At 62.4% G+C, this 20,416-nt stretch carries 23 protein-coding genes and 1 tRNA gene; 4 read left to right on the forward strand and 20 right to left on the reverse strand.

Annotated features, from left to right (window positions below):
- Nucleotides 1-89 precede the first annotated feature (89 nt).
- A complete protein-coding gene (locus QWE_RS01675; RefSeq protein ID WP_006724327.1) occupies nucleotides 90-533 on the forward strand; it encodes a metallopeptidase family protein in 444 nt (147 codons plus the stop codon).
- 6 nt (nucleotides 534-539) lie between these two features.
- Here QWE_RS01675 and ftrA read toward each other — a convergent pair whose 3' ends face one another.
- Entirely contained in the window at nucleotides 540-1,571 is a 1,032-nt protein-coding gene (ftrA, locus tag QWE_RS01680) for a transcriptional regulator FtrA (protein ID WP_040299280.1), read from the reverse strand.
- A 69-nt stretch (nucleotides 1,572-1,640) separates the two neighbouring features.
- Here ftrA and QWE_RS01685 point away from each other — a divergent pair, with 69 nt between their 5' ends.
- Nucleotides 1,641-2,039: a rhodanese-like domain-containing protein gene (locus QWE_RS01685; protein WP_006724329.1), complete on the forward strand. Its 399-nt coding sequence runs from the start codon at nucleotides 1,641-1,643 to the stop codon at nucleotides 2,037-2,039.
- A gap of 18 nt (nucleotides 2,040-2,057) precedes the next feature.
- Here QWE_RS01685 and QWE_RS01690 read toward each other — a convergent pair whose 3' ends face one another.
- The 10 genes from QWE_RS01690 to obgE all read right to left on the reverse strand — a co-directional run bounded on the left by QWE_RS01690 (nucleotide 2,058) and on the right by obgE (nucleotide 12,058).
- Nucleotides 2,058-2,591, reverse strand: a complete 534-nt coding sequence (locus tag QWE_RS01690; protein ID WP_006724330.1) for an RNA pyrophosphohydrolase — start codon at nucleotides 2,589-2,591, stop codon at nucleotides 2,058-2,060.
- 7 nt (nucleotides 2,592-2,598) lie between these two features.
- Nucleotides 2,599-3,780, reverse strand: a complete 1,182-nt coding sequence (locus QWE_RS01695; protein ID WP_006724331.1) for a divergent polysaccharide deacetylase family protein — start codon at nucleotides 3,778-3,780, stop codon at nucleotides 2,599-2,601.
- A gap of 83 nt (nucleotides 3,781-3,863) precedes the next feature.
- Nucleotides 3,864-5,183, reverse strand: coding sequence for a S41 family peptidase (locus QWE_RS01700; RefSeq protein WP_006724332.1), 1,320 nt, complete (start codon nucleotides 5,181-5,183; stop codon nucleotides 3,864-3,866).
- On the reverse strand, nucleotides 5,173-6,615 hold the full coding sequence (locus QWE_RS01705; RefSeq protein ID WP_040299357.1) for a murein hydrolase activator EnvC family protein: 1,443 nt from the start codon (nucleotides 6,613-6,615) through the stop codon (nucleotides 5,173-5,175). Before QWE_RS01705 ends, QWE_RS01700 begins: the two co-directional genes overlap by 11 nt.
- Nucleotides 6,616-6,756: 141 nt before the next feature.
- A complete protein-coding gene (gene rlmH / locus QWE_RS01710) occupies nucleotides 6,757-7,239 on the reverse strand; it encodes a 23S rRNA (pseudouridine(1915)-N(3))-methyltransferase RlmH (RefSeq protein ID WP_006724334.1) in 483 nt (160 codons plus the stop codon).
- A 104-nt stretch (nucleotides 7,240-7,343) separates the two neighbouring features.
- Nucleotides 7,344-7,703 carry a ribosome silencing factor gene (rsfS, locus tag QWE_RS01715; RefSeq protein WP_006724335.1) on the reverse strand — a complete coding sequence of 120 codons (360 nt, stop codon included), beginning with the start codon at nucleotides 7,701-7,703 and terminating at the stop codon, nucleotides 7,344-7,346.
- 178 nt (nucleotides 7,704-7,881) lie between these two features.
- Nucleotides 7,882-8,478: a nicotinate-nucleotide adenylyltransferase gene (locus QWE_RS01720; protein ID WP_193353701.1), complete on the reverse strand. Its 597-nt coding sequence runs from the start codon at nucleotides 8,476-8,478 to the stop codon at nucleotides 7,882-7,884.
- Nucleotides 8,479-8,515: 37 nt separating this feature from the next.
- Complete coding sequence (locus QWE_RS01725; protein ID WP_006724337.1) at nucleotides 8,516-9,799, reverse strand: glutamate-5-semialdehyde dehydrogenase; 1,284 nt, start codon at nucleotides 9,797-9,799, stop codon at nucleotides 8,516-8,518.
- A complete protein-coding gene (gene proB / locus QWE_RS01730; protein ID WP_006724338.1) occupies nucleotides 9,792-10,967 on the reverse strand; it encodes a glutamate 5-kinase in 1,176 nt (391 codons plus the stop codon). Before proB ends, QWE_RS01725 begins: the two co-directional genes overlap by 8 nt.
- Nucleotides 10,967-12,058: a GTPase ObgE gene (gene obgE / locus QWE_RS01735; protein ID WP_006724339.1), complete on the reverse strand. Its 1,092-nt coding sequence runs from the start codon at nucleotides 12,056-12,058 to the stop codon at nucleotides 10,967-10,969. The genes proB and obgE overlap by 1 nt, the downstream gene beginning before the upstream one ends.
- An 87-nt stretch (nucleotides 12,059-12,145) precedes the next feature.
- Between obgE and QWE_RS01740 the strand changes: the two genes are divergently transcribed.
- A complete protein-coding gene (locus tag QWE_RS01740; protein WP_006724340.1) occupies nucleotides 12,146-13,006 on the forward strand; it encodes an endonuclease/exonuclease/phosphatase family protein in 861 nt (286 codons plus the stop codon).
- 35 nt (nucleotides 13,007-13,041) lie between these two features.
- Here QWE_RS01740 and QWE_RS01745 read toward each other — a convergent pair whose 3' ends face one another.
- From QWE_RS01745 to rplU, 4 genes are all read right to left on the reverse strand, one after another.
- Nucleotides 13,042-13,629 (reverse strand): GNAT family N-acetyltransferase, encoded by a 588-nt coding sequence (locus QWE_RS01745; protein WP_006724341.1) that lies wholly within the window; start codon nucleotides 13,627-13,629, stop codon nucleotides 13,042-13,044.
- The gene (locus tag QWE_RS01750) at nucleotides 13,626-14,264 is read right to left on the reverse strand and encodes a GNAT family N-acetyltransferase (RefSeq protein ID WP_006724342.1); all 639 of its coding nucleotides are present in this window, start codon (nucleotides 14,262-14,264) and stop codon (nucleotides 13,626-13,628) included. The genes QWE_RS01745 and QWE_RS01750 overlap by 4 nt, the downstream gene beginning before the upstream one ends.
- 124 nt (nucleotides 14,265-14,388) lie before the next feature.
- Nucleotides 14,389-14,658: a 50S ribosomal protein L27 gene (gene rpmA / locus QWE_RS01755; protein ID WP_006724343.1), complete on the reverse strand. Its 270-nt coding sequence runs from the start codon at nucleotides 14,656-14,658 to the stop codon at nucleotides 14,389-14,391.
- Between the two features lie 33 nt (nucleotides 14,659-14,691).
- A complete protein-coding gene (gene rplU / locus QWE_RS01760) occupies nucleotides 14,692-15,006 on the reverse strand; it encodes a 50S ribosomal protein L21 (protein WP_006724344.1) in 315 nt (104 codons plus the stop codon).
- 275 nt (nucleotides 15,007-15,281) lie between these two features.
- Here rplU and QWE_RS01765 point away from each other — a divergent pair.
- Nucleotides 15,282-15,370: transfer RNA gene (locus tag QWE_RS01765), tRNA-Ser, on the forward strand.
- On the opposite strand, the gene phnN is transcribed toward QWE_RS01765, so the two are convergent.
- The 5 genes from phnN to phnE (QWE_RS01790) are packed head-to-tail and all read right to left on the reverse strand — an operon-like array spanning nucleotide 15,363 to nucleotide 20,352.
- A complete protein-coding gene (gene phnN / locus QWE_RS24595) occupies nucleotides 15,363-15,959 on the reverse strand; it encodes a phosphonate metabolism protein/1,5-bisphosphokinase (PRPP-forming) PhnN (RefSeq protein ID WP_006724345.1) in 597 nt (198 codons plus the stop codon). The genes QWE_RS01765 and phnN overlap by 8 nt on opposite strands.
- On the reverse strand, nucleotides 15,959-17,095 hold the full coding sequence (locus QWE_RS01775; RefSeq protein ID WP_006724346.1) for an alpha-D-ribose 1-methylphosphonate 5-triphosphate diphosphatase: 1,137 nt from the start codon (nucleotides 17,093-17,095) through the stop codon (nucleotides 15,959-15,961). The genes phnN and QWE_RS01775 overlap by 1 nt, the downstream gene beginning before the upstream one ends.
- A gap of 5 nt (nucleotides 17,096-17,100) precedes the next feature.
- The gene (locus QWE_RS01780) at nucleotides 17,101-17,802 is read right to left on the reverse strand and encodes a DUF1045 domain-containing protein (RefSeq protein WP_040299289.1); all 702 of its coding nucleotides are present in this window, start codon (nucleotides 17,800-17,802) and stop codon (nucleotides 17,101-17,103) included.
- A 53-nt stretch (nucleotides 17,803-17,855) separates the two neighbouring features.
- Entirely contained in the window at nucleotides 17,856-19,382 is a 1,527-nt protein-coding gene (gene phnE / locus QWE_RS01785) for a phosphonate ABC transporter, permease protein PhnE (protein ID WP_006724348.1), read from the reverse strand.
- Between the two features lie 7 nt (nucleotides 19,383-19,389).
- A complete protein-coding gene (phnE, locus tag QWE_RS01790; RefSeq protein ID WP_006724349.1) occupies nucleotides 19,390-20,352 on the reverse strand; it encodes a phosphonate ABC transporter, permease protein PhnE in 963 nt (320 codons plus the stop codon).
- Between the last annotated feature and the right edge of the window lie 64 nt (nucleotides 20,353-20,416).

The raw sequence follows: 20,416 nt of genomic DNA on the forward strand, positions 1-20,416 counted from the left end.
GGATTCAAATGAGAATTTATTCCTCGGTTGAATTCACTCTCGAAATACCGTCGCAAACATCCTATATCTCCGGGCAGTAAGGAGTATTCATGGCCCGCATAGACCAGAGCGAGGATTGGCGCGAACGACACGCCCCGACGATCAGCACATTCGAGTCGCTGGCGATCGAGGCCTATGGACACCTGCCGCAGGAGTTCCGCGATCTCAGCCGCGACCTCATCATCGAGATCGCCGACTTCCCCACGGATGAAGTCTTCGAAGACATGGCGCTCGAAACACCCTTCGACCTGCTCGGTCTGTTCGAGGGGCGCGGGATTTCCGAACGCTTCTCGATGGAAACGGGCATGATGCCGAACCGCATCATCCTCTATCGCCGCCCCATTCTCGACTACTGGGCTGAAAACGAGGAAACGCTGGGTGATATCATCACCCATGTGCTGATCCACGAGATCGGCCATCATTTCGGCCTTTCCGATGACGACATGGAGCGCATCGAGGAAAGTGCCGAAGAGGCCGCCGCCGCCGATCGGTAAGTCCGGCTATCCATTCTTGCCTGTATGCCCGAACCTGGCCCGATAGGCGGCCGGGCTCGTCGAAAGCCGTGTGCGGAAATGATGGCGCAGTGTTGCCGGTGTGCCAAAGCCTGAAGCGATCGCGATGTCGTCGAGTGACAGGCTTGCCTTGTGCTCCAGCAGGTCACATGCATGGCGCAGCCGGCGGGTCATGAGGAATTCACCTGGGCTTTGGCCGGTCAGGTCGCGGAAGCGGCGCTGGAAGGTCCGGCTGCTCATCCCAGCCCGCGCTGCCATCTTGGCGAGTGTCACCTCGCGCTGCAGATTAGCCTCGATCCAGTCGATCAGCGGTCCCATCCGCTGTCCTTCGCGTTCCTGGGGCACCGGCCTCTCGATGAACTGCGCCTGCCCGCCTTCCCGATGCGGCGGGACCACAAGGCGGCGGGCAACGCTGTTGGCTGCATCCGCGCCGAAATCGCGGCGGACGACATGCAGACAGAGATCGATGCCGGCAGCACTGCCCGCAGCCGTCAGGATCTGGCCTTCGTCGACATAGAGCACGTCGGGATCGAGATGGATGTCGGGATGCCTTCGCGAAACGGTGTCGGCATAGCGCCAGTGGGTCGTGGCTTTCCGGCCACCGAGGAGGCCGGTCGCGGCCAGCACTGCCACGCCTGAACATAGCGACATCAGGCGCGCTCCCCTGGCATGGGCCAAGCATAGCGCCTCGATCAACGAGGCCGGGACAGGCTCGTCGATCCCGCGCCAGCCGGGCACGACGATCAGATCCGCCTCGCTGAGGAGTTCCAGCCCACCTGAAGCGCTGATCGACAGACCGCCGGCGGCCCGCAGAGGCCCCGGCTCGATCGCAGCTGTTGCGTGACGATACCAGCCATCTCCCATTTCCGGCCGCGCAAGGCCGAAGACTTCCACGGCAACACCGAATTCGAAGGTGCAAAGGCCGTCATAGGCGAGGGTTACGACGCGGGGTCCCGTCAGCGGCGAGGATGAAGAAGGGGATGCCGACGTCATTGGCGTGATCTTTACGCATGTTGTCATTCGCGCCAGTTTTCTGAAATTCCGGGAAAAGGCAAGGTCCAGTAATCAACGACCGAACAGGAGCCTGCCATGCCAAGCCTCGTCAGTGAAATTCCCGCCGCCGATCCGGCCCTTGTCGCGCAGCACTATCAGGCGCGGCTCGCCTTCGAGACCGATTGCTGGGATGTGCATGAGGTGATGAGCCGTGGCGAGGCCGACTTCGTACTCCTCGACGTGCGCGGACCGAAGCTGTTCGAAAGAGCGCATGTTCCCGGCGCGATCAACCTGCCGCATGGCAAGATGACCGTGCGGAAGATGGCGGAATGGCCCGAGGATACCCTCTTCGTTGTCTATTGCGCAGGACCGCATTGCAACGGCACGGATCGCGCGGCGCTCAGGCTTGCGCGGCTCGGGTGCCGGGTCAAGGTGATGATCGGCGGCATGACCGGCTGGGCGGATGAAGGGTTCGAGATCGCAACCGGTTCCTGAACCAATCGGCGGCGTGTCTCACCCCGCCAGATGGGCGAACTCGGCGACGACCTCTTCGTAGACGCGGCGTTTGAAGGGGACGATGAGACCAGGCAGATCCTGCATCGGTTTCCAGTCCCAGGCGTCGAATTCCGCTGAATGGCCGCCCGGGGGTGGGTTGATGGCGATTTCGCTCTCGTCGCCTTCGAAGCGGAAGGCGAACCAGCGCTGGGTCTGGCCGCGGAACTTGCCGCGCAGGCCAATCCCGATCAGATGGGCCGGCAGGTCGTAATTGATCCAGCGACCGGCTTCGGCAAGCAGGGAGACGGATTTCATGCCGGTCTCCTCATAAAGCTCGCGCATGGCAGCGGGCAGCGGGTCTTCGCCGGGGTCGATGCCGCCTTGCGGCATCTGCCAGAGCTGCGGCGAGCCGTCATATTCCGAATTGCCTTCGGAAAGGCGGCGTCCCGCCCAGACGAGACCCTCGCGGTTCAACACCATGATCCCGACACAGGGGCGATAGGGTAGGTCTTCGGCCTTCACCTGGGGCTTGGTCGATTGGGGCTCGGTCATGATATCCTCAGGGGCTGTTGTCGTTGGCGAGCGCTGAGACGCCGACGAATTCGATGCCGCGGGCGACTGCTTCATTACGCCATTCGGCGACCGCTGCGATGGTCTCGTCGAAGGCCGCACCGACGCCGATCGCCTGGCCGTTGCGCCTGGCGATCCGCTCGAGCTCATCGAGCTTCGCCAGGATCGCCTGGCGGTCCAACTGCGCGTCGATCATCACGTCCGCATAGGCATGCGGAAAGCCGATCGCCTTAGCGAAGTCACCCGAGAGAGAGCGCGCGGTGGAGCCGTCATCGAGGAACATCAGCCCGCGCTTGCCGATGTCGCGCATGACAGGATCCATGGCCTTGTCGTCGGCGAGGAAGCGGGCGCCCATATAGTTCATGATGCCAGTGTAATTGCTGATCTGCGCCATGGCCTGGTGCAGGTTGGCGACATTGGTCGCAGCCGTCTTTTCGGCGAGCAGAGCGCCTCGTCCCGGATCGTTCGCCGGATAATCGAAGGGCTCCATCGGCACCTGAAGCACGATCTCGTGACCCTTGCGTCGCGCCTCCTGCATCCAGCGCTGCAGGCTGTTGCCCGTTGCGGCAAAGGCGAGCGTGATGTCCTCGGGCAGTTCCCGGATCGCCTTCTGGCTACCCGTCTGGCTGAGGCCGATGCCGCCAATGACGATCGCGATCCGCGTGCCGCGTGCGCCGGACCAGGGTCTTGCATAGAAATCGACGGGGCGGAGGCCGGAGGCCGACACGGCAGGCAATCCGCCCGCATCGGTGAGTTCGATCAGGTCTTCATTCGGCTGGCCGGCCAGGCGCGGATCCTGGGTCGATGCGGTGCCGATGATGACAGGCCCCTGTCGACCCGTCGGGCTGAAGGTCGTGACGACATTCCCATCCGGAGTGGTGGTGCGGCGGAGCACGGCTCCGTCGTTCGGGCCGCTCCTGACGATGCCGGCTGCCTCCTGCTGCGGTTCGCGGCTTGCCAGCGTGTCTGGCGCCTCGGCGGTTTCCGGTGGTGCAGGGGTGAGATTGATCGGCGGGACCGCGCGCAGGTTCGCAGGGGACAGGGCCGTCCATGCGGAAAAGCCTGCAAGGGAGACGACGGCAAGGGCAGACGCAAGACTGGACAAAGCAGTGCCGCCTTTGCCTGGCTTCTTGTCCTTGCGCTCCTGACCGAGCGGTGCATGAAGATCCATGCGATACTTCCAGTGATGTCGGCAGTCCGGATACAGAAAGACCGCCCGCGCATCAGGGATACGCGGGCGGTCGGATCAAATGCTTACTGCAGAGCGGCCTTCTGCGGATCGGCGGGGAAGGCCGGATCGGTCTTCACGCCACGCAGCAGGTCGAGTGCATAGTTGAGCTGGACGTCGTCCTTGGCTTCCGGCGGCACGTAGGCGACCGAGCCGGAGCCTTCCTCGTTCTCGTTCTGGCCCTTGATATGGCCAGGAAGAGAGGATTCGCCTTCGGTCCGCACCTTGCCCTGAAGCTCTTCCGGAAGCGGCTGCTCGACCTTGATGTCGGGCTCGATGCCGGTTCCCTGGATCGAGCTGCCCGACGGGGTGTAGTAGAGTGCCGTCGTCAGGCGCAATGCGCCCTTGTCGCCCATCGGGATGATGGTCTGCACGGAACCCTTGCCGAAGGAGCGGGTGCCAAGCACGGTCGCACGCTTCAGGTCCTGCAGCGCGCCAGCAACGATTTCCGATGCCGATGCCGAACCACCATTGATCAACACGACTACCGGCTTGCCGTCGGTCAGATCACCTGCGGTGGCGTTGAAGCGGCGGGTATCTTGCGGATCGCGCGAACGGGTCGAAACCACTTCGCCGCGCTCCAGGAAGGCGTCGGAGACATAGATTGCCTGATCCAGAAGACCACCCGGGTTGAGACGCAGGTCGAGGACATAGCCCTTCAGCTGGTCGGCCGGAACATCCTTCTTGATCTTCTCGATGGCGGCTTCGAGGTCGTCATAGGTCTTCTCGGTAAACGAGATGACGCGCAGATAGCCGACATCGCCCTCGACGCGCGACTTGACGGCGCGGATCGGAATGATTTCACGGGTCACCGTGATGTCGAGCGGCTTGTCCGCACCCTGACGCAGGATCGTCAGCTTGATCGGGGTGTTGACCGCACCACGCATCTTCTCGACAGCTTCCTCGAGCTTGAGGCCGCGGACGCTTTCGCCGTTGATCTCGGAAATGAAGTCGCCGGCAAGAATGCCTGCCTTGGCGCCCGGCGTGTCATCGATCGGTGTGATGACCTTGACGAGTTCCTCTTCCATCGTGACTTCGATGCCGATGCCGCCGAACTCACCGCGCGTCTGGGTCTGCATGTCGGCCGCATCCTTGGCGTTCATGTAGACGGAGTGCGGGTCCAGCGAGGTGAGCATGCCGTTGATGGCACTTTCAACCAGCTTGTTCTCGTCCGGCGGTGTGACGTATTGGGCGCGGATGCGCTCAAAGACATCGCCGAAGATCGACAGTTCACGATAGGTGGAGTTGCCCGCGGCCTGCGCCGGGACACCCGCCGAATAAATGACGCTCATCGCGGTTGCGCCCATCAATGCGCCGACGAGGAGAAGAGAGACCCTACGTATCATTCTGTGCCTTTCCAGAATCGCCTCCGGCCCACCAGGGACGGGAATCAACCGGTTTACCGTCTTTCCGAAGTTCAATGTAAAGCGTCGGCCGATCGGTTTCCAGCGCCAATACCGTCGCGCTGGCCACTCTTTTCTCACCCATGGTCGCCAGAGGCTCCCCAGAGAGGACGAACTTGCCTTGGCTCGTGCTGATCCGGTCCATGCCCGACAGCACCATGTGATAGCCGTCGCCCGTGTTCAGAATGATCATCTGGCCGTAGCTTCGGAAATTTCCAGCAAACACCACCCATGCATCGGCCGGTGCAGTGACCAGTGCGCCGGGCTGTGAGGCAATCACGATGCCCTGCGCCTGATGGCCTGTCCCGTCCGGGTCGCCGAACTGTCGCAGGGTTTCGCCGGCAATCGGCAAGTCCAGTTTCTGCTTCAGCTCAGAGAACGGATATGCTGGCGCAATGCGGTTTTTATCGGGCAATCCAGACTGCGCAAGCTCGAGCGCGCGGGCCTTCTGCTCCTCGCTCATCTGGCTGCGTCTTGCCTCTTCGGCGCGGGCAAGCTCCGCCGCCTGGCGCACCGAAGTGATCTCGCTTTCGAGCGACTGGATCAGGGCCTCCATCGTCGAGGCACGCTCGGCAAGTGCCTCCGATTGCTTGCGTTCTGCCTGCAGCTGCAGCGAATTTGTGCGGGCGAGCCGGTCGTTTTCGACGACGAGAAGATCCATCCGCCGCTCTTCTTCCTGGCGGTTAGCGATGGCCGCGACGAGGCTGTCCATCTCCTGCTTCCCCGCATTCCTGAGCGCGATCAACTCTTCGAGATCGGCGGCCAGCTTGTCCGTCTCATGGCGAATGCCGGGCACCACGGCTCCCAGCAGAATGGCGGTACGGACGGAGCTGAGTGCGTCTTCGGGGCTGACCAGCAAAGCCGGCGGCGGATTGCGGCCCATACGCTGGAGAGCGGCCAGGACTTCGGCGAGCATCGAGCGCCGCTCACGGAAGGACGCGCGGATCTCATCCTCGCGCAGACCGATATCGGCCAGCCGCTTCTCGCCCTCGCTGATCTGCTTTTCGATGTCCTTGCGGCGTTTGGCGGATTCGATCAGTGCGGTCTTCAGGCTCTCCGAGGTCTTTTCCAGCTCTGCGATGCTGTTCTCAAGTTCGGTCGCCTTTTCTTCCGACAGCTTCATGCTGGCGGCGATTTCCTGCAGCTCGGAACTCACCTGATCCCGCTTGGCGCGCAGTTCGAGGGCTGGATCAGGCGCTGGACCTGATACGACGCGATCACCCGTCGTCGCGGGGCCCGGCGGCAGAGCGCCGGTGGTGGTCTCAGCATCGGCAGGGGTTTCAGTTGCCTCACTCGGAGGCGAGGGCTGTTGTGCACGGGTCGAAAGTGGTGATGCCGATGCCACCAGTGCTGCCAGAACGCAGGCCGCCGTCAGGCCAGCCTGTCGGCTCTTGCCTCTGGTCAGACGTGCGATGTCGTTGGCTGCGGTTGGCAAGGTCTTTATCCGGTTCGGCGCGAAAATACGCTGATTTGCGCACAAGGCAAAGCATTGCCTCGGCGGTCGCAGGATTTGAGGTCAAACGCGGTGGTAAGGGTGGCCCGTCAGGATGGTCACGGCCCGGTAAAGCTGCTCGGCGATCAGGATGCGCACGAGCTGGTGCGGCCAGGTCAGCTTGCCGAGATTGAGGACGAGCCGGGCGCGATCGCGCAAGTCCGGGTCGATGCCATCGGCGCCACCGATGACGAAGGCCATGTCGCGCTGGCCATTGTCTGCAGCATCGCCGACGAATTTCGCAAATTCGGCACTGTCGAAGGCCTTGCCGCGCTCGTCGAGGACGACAATCAGCGCGCCGTCAGGGATCTGGCGGGAAAGCTCCTGGGCTTCCTCGCGCTTTCTCGTGTCGGCATTGCCGGCGCGGCTTTCGTTCAGCTCCACGGAGCGCGTGAATTCCAGGCCGCATTGCGGTCCGGCCTTGGCGAAGCGGTCCAGATAGCGGGACGCGAGTTCCTTCTCCGGACCGGCTTTCAGCCGGCCCACGGCGTAGATGCCAATTTTCATGCGGGCAGTCCCAGTTTCAGGTCACAAAACCATCTCTATCGGCAGGAATCGACCCGCCGTGTCAATCCGGCTTCGGGACCGTCCTTGAAGACGGCCGGCCGTTTTCAGTGCAGGCGGTCCTCGATGTCCGGAGTGGCCCACATCCTTTCCAGGTTGTAGAACTCGCGGATCTCGGGTCGGAACACATGCACGATGATGTCTCCCGTATCGATCAGAACCCAGTCGCCGGTCTCGAGGCCTTCGACGCGGGCGGAGCCCATGCCTTCGTCCTTGAGGTCGGAAATGAGGTGTTCGCTGATCGCCGAGACATGACGGTTCGAGCGTCCGGACACGACCACCATGTAGTCGCCCAGCGCCGATTTTCCGGCAATGTCGATAGAGACGATGTCTTCTGCTTTCGAGTCCTCGAGGCTTGCGAGGACCAGCTCAAGCGCACGGGCTGCGGCATCGGCGCCACGTTCCATGCTCTTCGGGATTGCGCGGGTGGCGCGTCCCTTGGTGTGTACTGTTGTCAGAGTTCGTCCTTTCCTTGGCAAAACAGAACAGCACGTCTGCGATTCTCCTAACTGAGATCGCAGACAAAAGGTGGCATCGATCCGTTAAACTTTCAAGGCAGGTTCGCAGATGCCGGGCTTTGCGTCGTCATTGCCGCATGGTGCCGGCTGCTGCTCGGATGGCCGACGAGCTCAGCGTCGAGCGGGGTCCGTGAATGAAGGTCCAGGCCGGTGCCCGCTTCTGCCAGAGCACGCCCGCGTCATCTTCATCGACACGCGCATAGTCGAAGGTGCGGGCCATCTTCGACGAGAGATAGGCGAGCGTCGAGCCGGGCCGGTCGATCACGGCGATCGGGAAGGTCGTGGCGATCTTCTGCCAGCGCTGCCAGTGATGGAAACCTGCGAGATTGTCGGCGCCCATGATCCAGACGAAATGGACGGCGGGATTGCGCGACCGGATATATTCGAGCGTACGGGCCGTATAGCTCGTGCCGAGCGTCTTTTCGAAGGCTGTCACCTTGATGCGCGGATCCGTGGCCAGCTGTTCGCAGGCCTCCAGGCGCTCTGCGAGAGGCGTCAGTTCGGTGCGGCTCTTCAACGGGTTGCCCGGTGTCACCATCCACCAGAGCTGGTCAAGGCCAAGGCGACGCAGAGCGATTTCGGCGACGAGCAGGTGTCCTTGATGCGGCGGGTTGAAGGAACCGCCGAACAGGCCGACCACCATACCACGCTCGACATGTGGCATCACGAGATGACGATGGGCGACCGCCTCTTCCGCCACGTCAGGGACGGACCTGGCCGGTGCCGCGGACGCGGTACTTGAAGGACGTCAGCTGCTCAACGCCCACGGGCCCGCGCGCATGCATCTTGCCGGTCGCAATGCCGATCTCGGCGCCCATGCCGAACTCACCGCCATCGGCGAACTGCGTCGATGCGTTGTGAAGCAGGATGGCGGAATCGATCTCGTTGAAGAAGCGTTCGACGACGGCGGGGTCTTCGGCGATCACGGCTTCGGTGTGGTTCGACGAATAGCGGGCGATATGGTCGATCGCACCACCAATGCCGTCGACAATCGCGACGGAAATGATCGCGTCGAGATATTCCGTGCGCCAGTCCTCCTCCGTTGCCGGCGTGAGGCCCGGCATGACCCGGAGCACTGTCGCGGAGGCACGGACTTCGCATCCGGCTTCGGTCAGCGCCTCGATCAGGGGCTGCAGATGGGTGGCGATTGCCGCACTGTCGATCAGCAGGGTTTCGGCCGAACCGCAGATGCCGGTGCGGCGCATCTTGGCATTGACCACGATCTTCTTTGCCATCTCCAGATCGGCGGAGCCGTCGATATAGACGTGGCATAGTCCTTCGAGATGGGCGAAGACCGGTATGCGTGCCTCCTGCTGTACTCGCGCGACGAGGCTTTTTCCGCCGCGCGGCACGATCACATCGATCGATCCCTCAAGGCCGGACAACAGCGCACCGACGGCGGCACGATCGGTGGTCGGCACAAGCTGGATGGCGTCAGTGGGCAGGCCGGCGGACAGAAGGCCCTTCACCAGGCAGGCATGGATGGCGCGCGACGAATTGGCCGAATCCGAGCCGCCGCGCAGGATCACGGCATTGCCTGCCTTCAGGCAAAGGGCACCGGCATCGGCTGTGACGTTGGGGCGGCTTTCGTAGATGACGCCGATGACGCCGAGCGGCGTGCGGACGCGCTCGATATGCAGGCCGTTGGGGCGGTCCCATTCGGTGATGACGGTGCCGACGGGATCGGGCAATTCGGCGATTTCGCGCATCGACTGAGCGATCGCTGCAACACGGGCGGCATTGAGAGTAAGACGGTCGATGAAGGATGCTGCAAGGCCCGACTCGGCTGCATTCTTGAGGTCGATCGCATTGGCCGCGAGGATCTCGGCCTCGGCCGCCATCAAGGCGTCGGCCATGGCCAGCAATGCCCGGTTCTTCGCTTCTGTTGATGCGATCGCCAGGGGACGAGCGGCGGCTCGGGCGCGGCGGCCGATGTCGAGCATCAGTCCCTCGACGAAGTTCTGGTTCGACACGGTATCATGCATGGGCGGCATCCTTCCGGTCACCGGCTGCGCTCTCGCGCTGGCCGAGTTCGGTCATGACGAGGTCGTCGCGATGAATCATCGCAGCGCGACCTGCATAACCGAGGATCTGCTCGATCTCATTGGATTTGCGGCCGCAGATGCGGCGCGCCTCGTCGGCGTCGTAACCCGCCAGTCCGCGGGCGATCTCGCGTCCTTCGATCGTGACGATCGATACGGTATCGCCGCGATGGAAGGCGCCGGAGACGGAGCGGACACCGGCCGGGAGCAGGCTCTTGCCCGAGCGCAGCGCGCCTTCGGCACCGTTGTCGACCTGAAGCGTGCCCGCCGGCTGCAGCTGACCAGCGATCCAGGTCTTGCGTGCGGTGACGGGCGACTTGGACGCCGCAAACCAGGAATGGCGTGCTCCGTTCTCTATCGATGACAGCGGGTTCATCGTCTTGCCGGAAGCAATGATCATGGCGCAGCCGGCACTGGTTGCGATCTTGCCGGCATCGATCTTTGTGCGCATGCCACCGCGGGAGAGTTCTGACGCAGCCCCTCCGGCCATCGCTTCGATGGCGGGGGTGATTTCCTCGATCGTATCGAGAAACTGCGCCTCAGGATCGAGGTGCGGCGGGGCTGTGTAGAGGCCGTCGATATCGGAGAGAAGAACGAGCAGGTCGGCACCGGCCATGGTCGCCACGCGAGCGGCCAGACGATCATTGTCGCCATAGCGGATTTCGGTCGTGGCGACCGTGTCGTTCTCATTGATGATCGGGATGGCACCGATCTTCAAAAGCTGGCTTAGGGTGGCGCGGGCATTGAGATAGCGACGGCGCTCTTCGGTATCGCCGAGCGTCAGCAGGATCTGGCCGGCGACAATCTGGTGGCGAGACAGGCTTTCCGACCAGTGGCGGGCAAGTGCGATCTGCCCGACAGCAGCGCAAGCCTGGCTCTCCTCGAGCTTCAGGGCGCCAGAGGGCATGTCGAGAACGGTGCGACCGAGCGCAATCGCGCCTGAGGAGACGACGAGAACGTCGGTCCCACGGGCTTTCAGCGCTGCGATATCGTCACAGATCGCATCGAGCCAATGCTTGCGGATCCCGGAACCGCGATCGACCAGAAGGGCGGATCCGATCTTGATGACGACCCGCTTGACGCGGGAGAGCGAGCGGAGCCGAGTGGACATCAATCGTCGCCTTCTCCGTCGTCGAGGCCGGCTTCCAGATTGCCGTCGTCATCACGATTGCGGCGGTTCTTTTCGCGTTTCTCGGGAAGCGGCCGGTTGCCCTGTGCCGCAACGATCACGTCACGCAGAGCACGCAAGGCATCCGTCATGCCCTTGCCGGTGATGGCGGAGAGCAGAAGGGGAGTCTGACCGCAGGCCTTTTTCAGCTCCGCCGCCTTCTTCTTCAGTTCGGCCTCATCGAGCACGTCGATCTGCGACAGCGCGACGATTTCTGGCTTGTCATCCAGACCGCCGCCATAGGCGTCGAGCTCGTAGCGCACGGTCTTGTAGGCCTTGCCGACCTCTTCTTCCTGAGCGGAGACAAGGTGGAGGAGCACGCGTGTGCGTTCGACATGGCCGAGGAAACGGTCGCCGATGCCGACACCTTCATGGGCGCCTTCGATCAGGCCCGGAATATCGGCCAGAATGAACTCTCGCTCATCGACGGTCGCAACGCCGAGGTTGGGGTGCAGCGTCGTGAAGGGATAGTTGGCAATCTTCGGCCGAGCGCGGGTGACGGAGGCCAGGAAGGTGGACTTGCCGGCATTGGGCAGTCCGACGAGACCGGCATCGGCGATCAGCTTCAGTCGCAGCCAGACGGTCTTTTCCTCGCCTTCGAGGCCCGGATTGGCCCAGTCCGGGGCCTGGTTCGTCGATGTCTTGAAATGGGCGTTGCCGAAGCCGCCATTGCCGCCCTTGGCGATGCGGAAACGCTGGCCCTCGACCGTCATGTCGACGATCAGGGTCTCGTTGTCTTCCTCGAAGATCTGGGTACCAACAGGGACCTTCAGCGTCACGTCTTCGCCATTGGCGCCCGTGCGGTTGCGGCCCATGCCGTGCGTACCGGTCTTCGCCTTGAAATGCTGCTGGAAGCGGAAGTCGATGAGGGTGTTCAGCCCGTTGACGGCCTCGACCCAGACGTCACCGCCACGACCGCCGTCGCCGCCGTCAGGTCCGCCGAACTCGATGAACTTTTCGCGCCGAAACGAAACAGCACCGGCGCCGCCGTCGCCCGAGCGAATATATACCTTAGCCTCGTCGAGAAATTTCATCTTGCTGCCGTCAATTCTTCTGTCAGGTTCTGCGCGGAGAGTTGCGGCCATCGATATAGCCGCTTGGCGCGGAGGTCAAAGAGTATCGTGAAGTTCGTAAGCTACAACATCCAGTATGGTATCGGCCAGGACGGGCGTTTTGACCCTGATCGGATCGCCGACAGCATCCGCGATGCGGATGTGATTGCGCTGCAGGAGGTGACCCGTGGCTATAGCCGGAACGGTTACGCAGATCTGGTCGAGACCTTTTCCGCATTGTTTCCGGACTACTTTGCGGCCTTCGGTCCGGCCTGCGACGTGCTGGTGGATAATACCACGATCGACGGTCGCCTCCGTGAGCGGCGCTTCCAGTTCGGCAACATGGTCCTGTCGCGTTATCCGATCCGATCGAGCCGCAACCTGCTTCTGCCGCGCAACCGCACATTCGACAAGCTGAACCTGCAGCGCGGCGCGCTGGAGACCGTTATCGAGACGCCTGATGGCGCCCTGCGTGTCTATTCCGTCCACCTCGACCATGTCTCGCCGGACGAGCGCATCGCCCAGGTCGCTTATCTCAAGGAGCGTGTCTTCGGTTATCTCTCCGAGGGCGGAGCCCTCACCGGTGCGATCGAATTCGCCGTCACCGATCCGCCGCTGCCGGAGGACTTCCTTGTCATGGGCGACTTCAACATGGAGCCGGAAAGCGCCGAATACATAGCGATGGTCGGGCGCAAGGATGCCTATTACGGGCGGGCGCCGAGAGCGGGCTTCCCCGTCGATGCCGAGGCGCATCTCCGGGCGCGTCCTTCGGACGGCTATAGCTGGGTCAGCGATGATGGTTCGCGGCGCATGCATCTCGATTACTGTTTCGTCAGTGGTGGCCTTGCCGGGCGGTTGAGGAGCTGCCGCGTCGATCGCTCCGCCGTCGGATCCGACCATTTCCCGGTCTGGGTCGAACTCGGGGAGTAGTGGCTCCGGGCGCGGAGCGCCCGGAGGAAAGTCGGCTATGCTTTGTGATTGCGGCTGGCAAAGTCCGTCTGGTTGAGCCGCATTTCGACCAGCGAAACCATCTGGCCGCGTGACTTCGAAAAGACGTCGCGCATGCCGGTGATCCGGGCACCCCGTGCCTGCAGCAGGCGCAGCGAGGCAGGGTTATCGGCAAAGGCGCCGCTTGTGATCTCGACCGCCGGCATGCGTCGGAAGAAGCGGTCGAGCGCCGCCTCGACCGCTTCGGACATGATGCCTTTGCCCCAATAGAAGCGGTTCAGCCAGTAGCCGACGTGCCAAAGACCGTGGCGGACCTCCAGAGAGACGACGCCGACATGCACTCCATCCAGCGTGATTGCAAAATGCCAGTCGGGCTTCAGGCCCGATGTCACCATGTTCAGCCAATCGCGACCGTCTTCCCGATCATAGGGAACGGCCACGCGCGTCAGCATGCGGGCGACTTCGAAATCGCCGAGCGACCCGGCAATCGCATCCGCATCCTGCATCCGATGAGGACGCAGAACGAGGCGCCCCGTCTCGATCACCGGGCAGGGGCCCGGCACGACGGGTGTCGTGGTCGGTCTATCCGCCAGCATCGCGCTCATCGCATCTCCCCCCAGCTCTTCAGCGACAGCCAGGTCTTGCGGTCGAGGCGGTACCATTCGACGGGCACTGTTCCGCCCATGGCAAGGTTGCCGACCATGCCGGTGCCCTGGAATTGGAAGCCCGACTTCTGGATGACACGGCGCGAGGCGATGTTGGTTACCCGGCAGCGCGCATCGATGCGGCTCACCCATTCGCGGGTGCGAAAGGCCATGTCGATCAGCGCATGGGCCGCTTCCGTAGCATAACCCCTGTTCCAGTAGGGCTCACCCAGCCAGTAACCCAGCTCCAAAATCGTATCATCGACGGGGTTGGGCTCCATCGCGCAGCAACCGAGGAATTCGCCGTTATCCGCTTTGGTGATGGCATAGACGCACTTGCCGATCTCGCCGATATTCGTGCGTCGCACGAAGTCGGCCGCGTCTTTCGCCGTGTAGGGATGCGGCATGCGCGCCACCATGGTGGCGATGGCGGCGTTATTGGCGAGATGGGCAAGGGCGTCGATGTCTTCGATGTGGGGAGCGCGCAGGACGAGCCTTTGCGACAATAAGACAGGGCAATCGCTCCTCGGCCGATCGGGCCTTGGCTGTTCTTCGGGTGACCGTAATTGGTCATCCCTCAACATCAGACTTTGCATGGTTCAGTCTCCTTCGTTGGACAAGAAAAAAGGGGAGATGGCGCCCCATCTCCCCTTTTTGTCTGACTGAACCTGGTGCGGTCAGCCGGGTCGATGAGACGCCGGCTGTTAAACGCTACCGGCTTTATTCTGCTGCTTCGGCTTTCGGCATGACGGACACGTATACCTTGCCGTTCGCCTTCGTACGGTAGTTCACATTGCCAGCGGTGAGTGCAAAGAGGGTATGGTCCTTGCCCATGCCGACGTTTGCGTCGGGATGCCACTGGGTGCCGCGCTGACGCACGATGATGTTGCCCGGAATGACGACTTCGCCACCGAACTTCTTCACGCCGAGGCGCTTGGAATTGGAATCGCGACCGTTGCGCGAGGAACCGCCAGCTTTTTTGTGTGCCATTGGATTGCTCCTTTAAACCTAGTTATCAGCGTTTCAGGCTGCGACGATATCGGTGATACGCACCACGGTGTGGTGCTGACGATGGCCGCGCGAACGCTTGGAGTTCTGACGACGACGCTTCTTGAAGGCGATGACCTTCTTGCCGCGGGTCTGTTCGACCACTTCGGCCGTAACCTTGGCGCCGGCCACGAAGGGCGCGCCGATGGTTGCGGATTCGCCTTCGCCGACGACGAGAATCTCGGTGAATTCGATGGTTGCGCCAGCTTCGGCTTCCAGCTTTTCGATGGTCAGCACGTCGTTGGCGTTCACGCGGTACTGCTTACCGCCGGTCTTGATGACTGCGAACATTTTTTATCCTTTCATGTTCGTTCCGGCTCTCCCCTTGCGAGGGGCCGTCTTTTTGCCAGTCGGAGGAGCAGGATTTTTGATCCTGCCGGTTGAGCTTCGCCGGAGGCGAAGAACAGAAGGCGCAGCTCGCCTACGCTTCAAGTCGAGCGTCGCATACGTGAGGCCCTGCGGGGTGTCAAGACAAAAGCCGGAAAAACCGTCACATTCGCTCTTGCATGGGGGGTGAGTTGCCGCTATGAGACAGCCCGCGCCATCCAGCGCCGACCAGTGTGACCGGAGAGGTGGCTGAGTGGTCGAAAGCACCGCACTCGAAATGCGGCATACTCGCAAGGGTATCGTGGGTTCGAATCCCACCCTTACTGCGACAAACCCTCGATCAATTGCACGAGCTTCCCACCGGCCAGTTCCAAGTCGCCGCTATTATCGATGGTGACCATTTTCAGATCTTCGGGGAGGGGCTCTGTGGTTCGGTTGAGGCGGGCTTCGATTTCGGTTGCCGTCTCGCGACCGCGGGCTGCCAAGCGTTTTGCCACCACGTCGGCGCGTGCGGTCACGTTGACCACTACGAGATTGGGGAAAGCGGCGTGGACGCTCGCAAGTGCCGAGCGGGATCCGTTGACGATCAGGGTGCGTCCCTGAGCGAGGTCTGAACGGACATCGACCGGAATGCCGTAGCAGAGGCCGTGGGCCTCCCAGCTCACAGCGAATGCCCCGGACCGGGCAAGGCGATCGAACGTGTCGCGGTTGATGGCATCATGGTCTTCGCCGCCGGCGTCTTCGGGGCGCGTGATGGCTCGTCGGACGAAGCGGACATCCTTGCGGCCGGCGAAGTGACGCCGCGCAATATCCATGAGACTGTCCTTGCCGACGCCGCTCGGGCCGACGACGACGACCAGCGTTCCGGTGCTGGTCGCCTTGTCTTCCACGGAAGCGTTTTCTGCAGCGCGTGTCATCAGGCCACCCGGCGGCCTTCCCGCCAGACGGCGCGGATCACCGGTACGCCTTCGTCGCGGCGGACGCGCACGAGATCGGCGCGCAATCCGGTTTCGATGCGACCACGGTCGGACAGGCTGACGGTGCGAGCGGGCGTGGACGTCACCATGGCGATCGCCTGGGGCAAAGAGATGCCGTCGATCTCGTCGGCGAGCACGAAGCTCGCATGCAGAAGGCTCAGCGGCACGTAGTCGGAGGAGAGGACGTCGAGCACGCCGCGCTTGGCGAGATCGCGGGCGGCGATGTTGCCGGAATGGGACTTGCCGCGCACGACGTTCGGGGCGCCCATCAGCACGCTCATGCCGGATTGGTGCGAGGCTTCCGCGGCTTCGATGCTGGTCGGGAATTCGGCGAGCTTGACGCCATGTCCCTTGGCTTCCTCGACATGGGCCAGCGTCGCGTCGTCGTGGCTTGCGACCGTGATCCCGCGCTCGGCGCAGGACTTGGCGAGCGTGTCGCGATGCAGGGCAGAGTAACGCTCGGAGAGTTGCAGCCGGCTTTCGACGAAGCGGGCGAACTGCTCGTCAGTCAGGCCGCGCTTGGTCTTGTAGTAGAGCGTGTACTGCTCCATCGTCTGAAACTGGCGCTGGCCCGGGGAGTGGTCCATCAGCGAGACGAGACGCACATGCGGGTCGTTCTCGAAGTCGGCGAAATGCTCGAGCACATTGTCGGAGGCGACTTCACAGCGCAGGTGGATGAGATGCTGAGCCCGCAGCCGGTCGTCGCGTTCGGCGGCCTGGATGGCGTCGGCCATGTCGCGCATCTCACCCTTGTCGAAGCCGCCGTCCTCATCGGAGCCCATGCGCAGGCAATCGAAGACGGTGGTGATGCCGGAGGTGACGATCTGTGCGTCATGCGCCTGGATGGCGGATGTCATGTGCCAGCGCACGCCGGGGCGGGGGGAATAATGCGATTCCAGGTGGTCGGTGTGAAGCTCGACCAGACCGGGGATCAGATAATCGCCGCCGAAGTCTTCGCCGCTGCGGCTCGAACCCTCGTCGATTGCCGCGATCCTGCCGTCGCTTATGATGACACTTCCATCGATGATGCGATCTTCAAGGACGATGCGGGCGTTGGAAAGGATCTGCTCGGACATATCGGTCAGCCGTTCGGTTGGGCGCCCTTCAGGGGCAGCCGGGAATGGACGAGGAAGGGAGCGCCGCGTTCGGGTTCGACAAAGAGGGCAAGCCCGTCGATCCGCAGGGGGCGTTCGATGAAATCTGCAAATCTGTCCGCAAGGATGCTGGCCATTGCCGGTGCCTTTGGCTCGGGCACTGGTCCTGTGAGCGTCATATGAAATCGGAATTCATCGAAGACGTAAGGATAGCCCCAGCGCAGGAGGTTTTCGCGCTGGCGCGGCGGCAGTGTGTCCGGCTTGCGCCTTGCGATATCGGCCTCGGAGAGCGGGGCGCGGAAGGGTTCGAAGGTTTCGACAACATCGGCTGCGAATTGCTGCAGCGGAGCGTGAAGGCTGTCGGGAACCAGTGCGAAGAAGTGACCGAGCTGGTCGACGATAACCGAGGGGACTTCGAAGGACGCCGTTTTCGTGGCGAACGCGGCAAACTCGGCAAGCAAATCGGCTTCTCTCACGCCTTCGGCCAGGTGAAAGGGCGCCTTGAGCGTCGCGTGAAAGCCATAGCGCCTGGGATCGGCCGTCAGCGCATTCAGTTCTTCCGCTGGAAAATCCGTTTCGGCCATTCTTGGATGTGCAGTCCCGGTGAAGGCATCGCGTCCCAGCCAAGCCGCTGCCGTCTGGCTCAGCGGTGCGTCGGCGCAGGGTGCGAAGTATAGGGCGTAACGCAAGGCTATGTCTTTCGTTTGTAGTGGGGCGGAAACAGACCCCGCGCCCTTAAGAATCAGTGGCGACTCTTGCCCATCAGGCGAGAGCGCAGGCTATTGGAGATGGCGTCGAATAGGAACACCACGATCAGGATGAGCAGCACCATATAGGCGACGTTTTCCCAGTCGGAATTGGTGCGCATGGCTTCCCAGAGCTTGAGGCCGATGCCGCCGGCGCCGACGGCACCGATGATGGTTGCCGATCGCGTGTTCGATTCCCAGAAGTAGAGCGCCTGGGAGGCAAAGACCGGCATGACCTGCGGCAGCACACCGAATCGCTGCACCGCCGCTGCCGGTGCACCGACCGATTTCACGCCTTCGCGCTGCTTGTCGTCGATGTTCTCCAGCGCCTCGGCATAAAGCTTGCCGAGCGTACCGGTGTCGGTGACAAAGATTGCCGAGATGCCGGCAAGCGGCCCGGGGCCGAAGGCGCGGGTAAAGAACAGGGCCCAGATCAGCATGTCGACCGAGCGAACGAAATCGAAAAAGCGCTTGGTGATCTGATTGACCGGCCGATTGCGGGTGATGTTGCGGGCGGCGATGAAGGAGAGCGGGAAGGCGACCAGCATGGCGAGCAGTGTGCCCATGAAGGCCATGACGATGGTCTGCAGAAGCTTGGTCCAGACATCGAGATGCTGCCAGGAGGCATTGTAGAGGATGTTGTTCCAGGCGAGTGCCAGATTGCTCATCTTCGGATCAATGCGTTCGCCGGATGTGATCGTCTGCCAGACTTCGCCGGTAGAGAGGCCGAAGAAGGGCGAGTTGGTGTCAAAGACGAAGTTTTCCCAGCCGAAGAAGCGCTTGCGGACGCGGACGCGATCGGAGGAGACGTCGATCCAGCCTGCGGAGCCGAAATAGGCGATGACACGGCCGCCTTCGAGGCGCTGCTCGACCCAATCCGGTTTCTCGCCTTCGATGGTGACGGTGTCCTCAGCTGAATTCAGCAGCAGGGTTGCAGTTCCGTCGCCACGGACCAAGGTGACGCGTTCGCCTGAGATATCGAGATGAGCATTGGTAGACAGGGCCACTCTGGCTTCCGTAATCACGTCCTCCGACGTCGAGGTGGCTGTCGCGTCCGGCGTTTCGGTTCCACTCGTGGCGGGTGCCGCCTGAGGCGTCGGCGATGCCATGAAACTGAAGGACGTGCTCGGTTTTGCCGCAGTCGGCGCAGCGGTGGAGGCATCGGGGGTTACCGCTGCGGAGCGCGTGATGGTGTCGCGGCTGGTTTCAATCCATTCGGGATTCGGGTTTGGGCCGATCGGATCGAAGCGGGGATATGTCAGGGTAATCGCGCCGTCGCGGTCGATGTTGAATTCGGGGCGGATCTCATAGGACACCCAGTCTGCGAGGTAATTGCCGGCGATGCCCCAATTGGCTTCGGACAGCGTCTTGCCGATGGCAAAGAACCACCAGCAGAACAGGAAATAGAGCGCGAGCGTGCCGATCGAAAACGGGATCCGATAGCGTTGCCAGAGGCTGCGTTCCAGGACCTGCGGATAGCGTTCGGCCAGGCGGTTCAGTTCGGCGGTGTTCATCATCGACATGGAAACCTCACGTGACCGACTGGAAGGCCTGCTCGCCGACGAGCTTGCGGCGCAGCCAGGCTGAGAATTGGTCGACAGCGATGACGGTCGACAGAAGGAGAAGGATGATTGCGAGGGTCTTTGCCTCGTGGCCCTGACCGATCGACAGGCGCAGGGCTTCGCCGATCCCGCCGCCGCCGACGGCGCCGATGATCGTCGAGGCGCGCACGTTGATCTCCAGACGTAGCAGGAAGTAGCTCATGAAGTTCGGCATGACCTGGGGCGTCATGGCAAACCAGACGCGCTCGAACCAGTTGGCGCCCACGGCTCGCAGCCCCTCGTCCGGCCGCATGTCGGCATTCTCGATGACCTCGAAGAACATCTTGCCGAGTGCGCCGATGGTGTGAATCGTGATTGCGATGATGGCAGGGATCGGGCCCAGCGAAAGAATGGCGAGGAAGAAGCCGGCGATGACGACCTCCGGGAAGGCACGCAGGATTTCCATGAAACGCCGGACCGGCCAGCGGATCCATGTGCTCGGCATGGTGTTCTTGGCTGCGAGGAAGGCGAGACCATAACCGAAGATCATCGCGATGACCGTGGAGAGCAGCGCGATGTTCACCGTCTCGAGCATCTTGTGGAAGTATTCGGGGATGTAGAGGCTCTCGGTGACGTAAAGCCGTCCTTCGGGATAATTGAACTTCAGGCTGCCGTCGTCATAAGGCGAGGGAAGGTCGAAGAGGGCCCGCCAGATCTCCCATCCATCGCGCGGAACCAATTCTTCAACGAAGTCGAAGAGATAGGGCAGACGGTCGAAGAACTTGCCGGCATTGGTCTCGTTGGCGAACCAGAGTGAACCGCTGACTGCCAAAAGCAGGAGCAGGGCACTCACAGCTGTGTAGATGCGCCGCTTCGCGGCGAGCTCCTGCCAATGGCGCTCGACGAGCGCGCCGCGTTCGCTCAAGATGGGCTGTGTCGCCGTCATGGCCATTACCACAATTCCTCTGGAATGGGCTTCAAGAAAAGACCGCCGGCGGTTTCTCGACCGGCGGTCC

The sequence above is a fragment of the Agrobacterium albertimagni AOL15 genome, assembly GCF_000300855.1.
GTDB classification, from domain to species: Bacteria; Pseudomonadota; Alphaproteobacteria; order Rhizobiales; family Rhizobiaceae; genus Allorhizobium; species Allorhizobium albertimagni.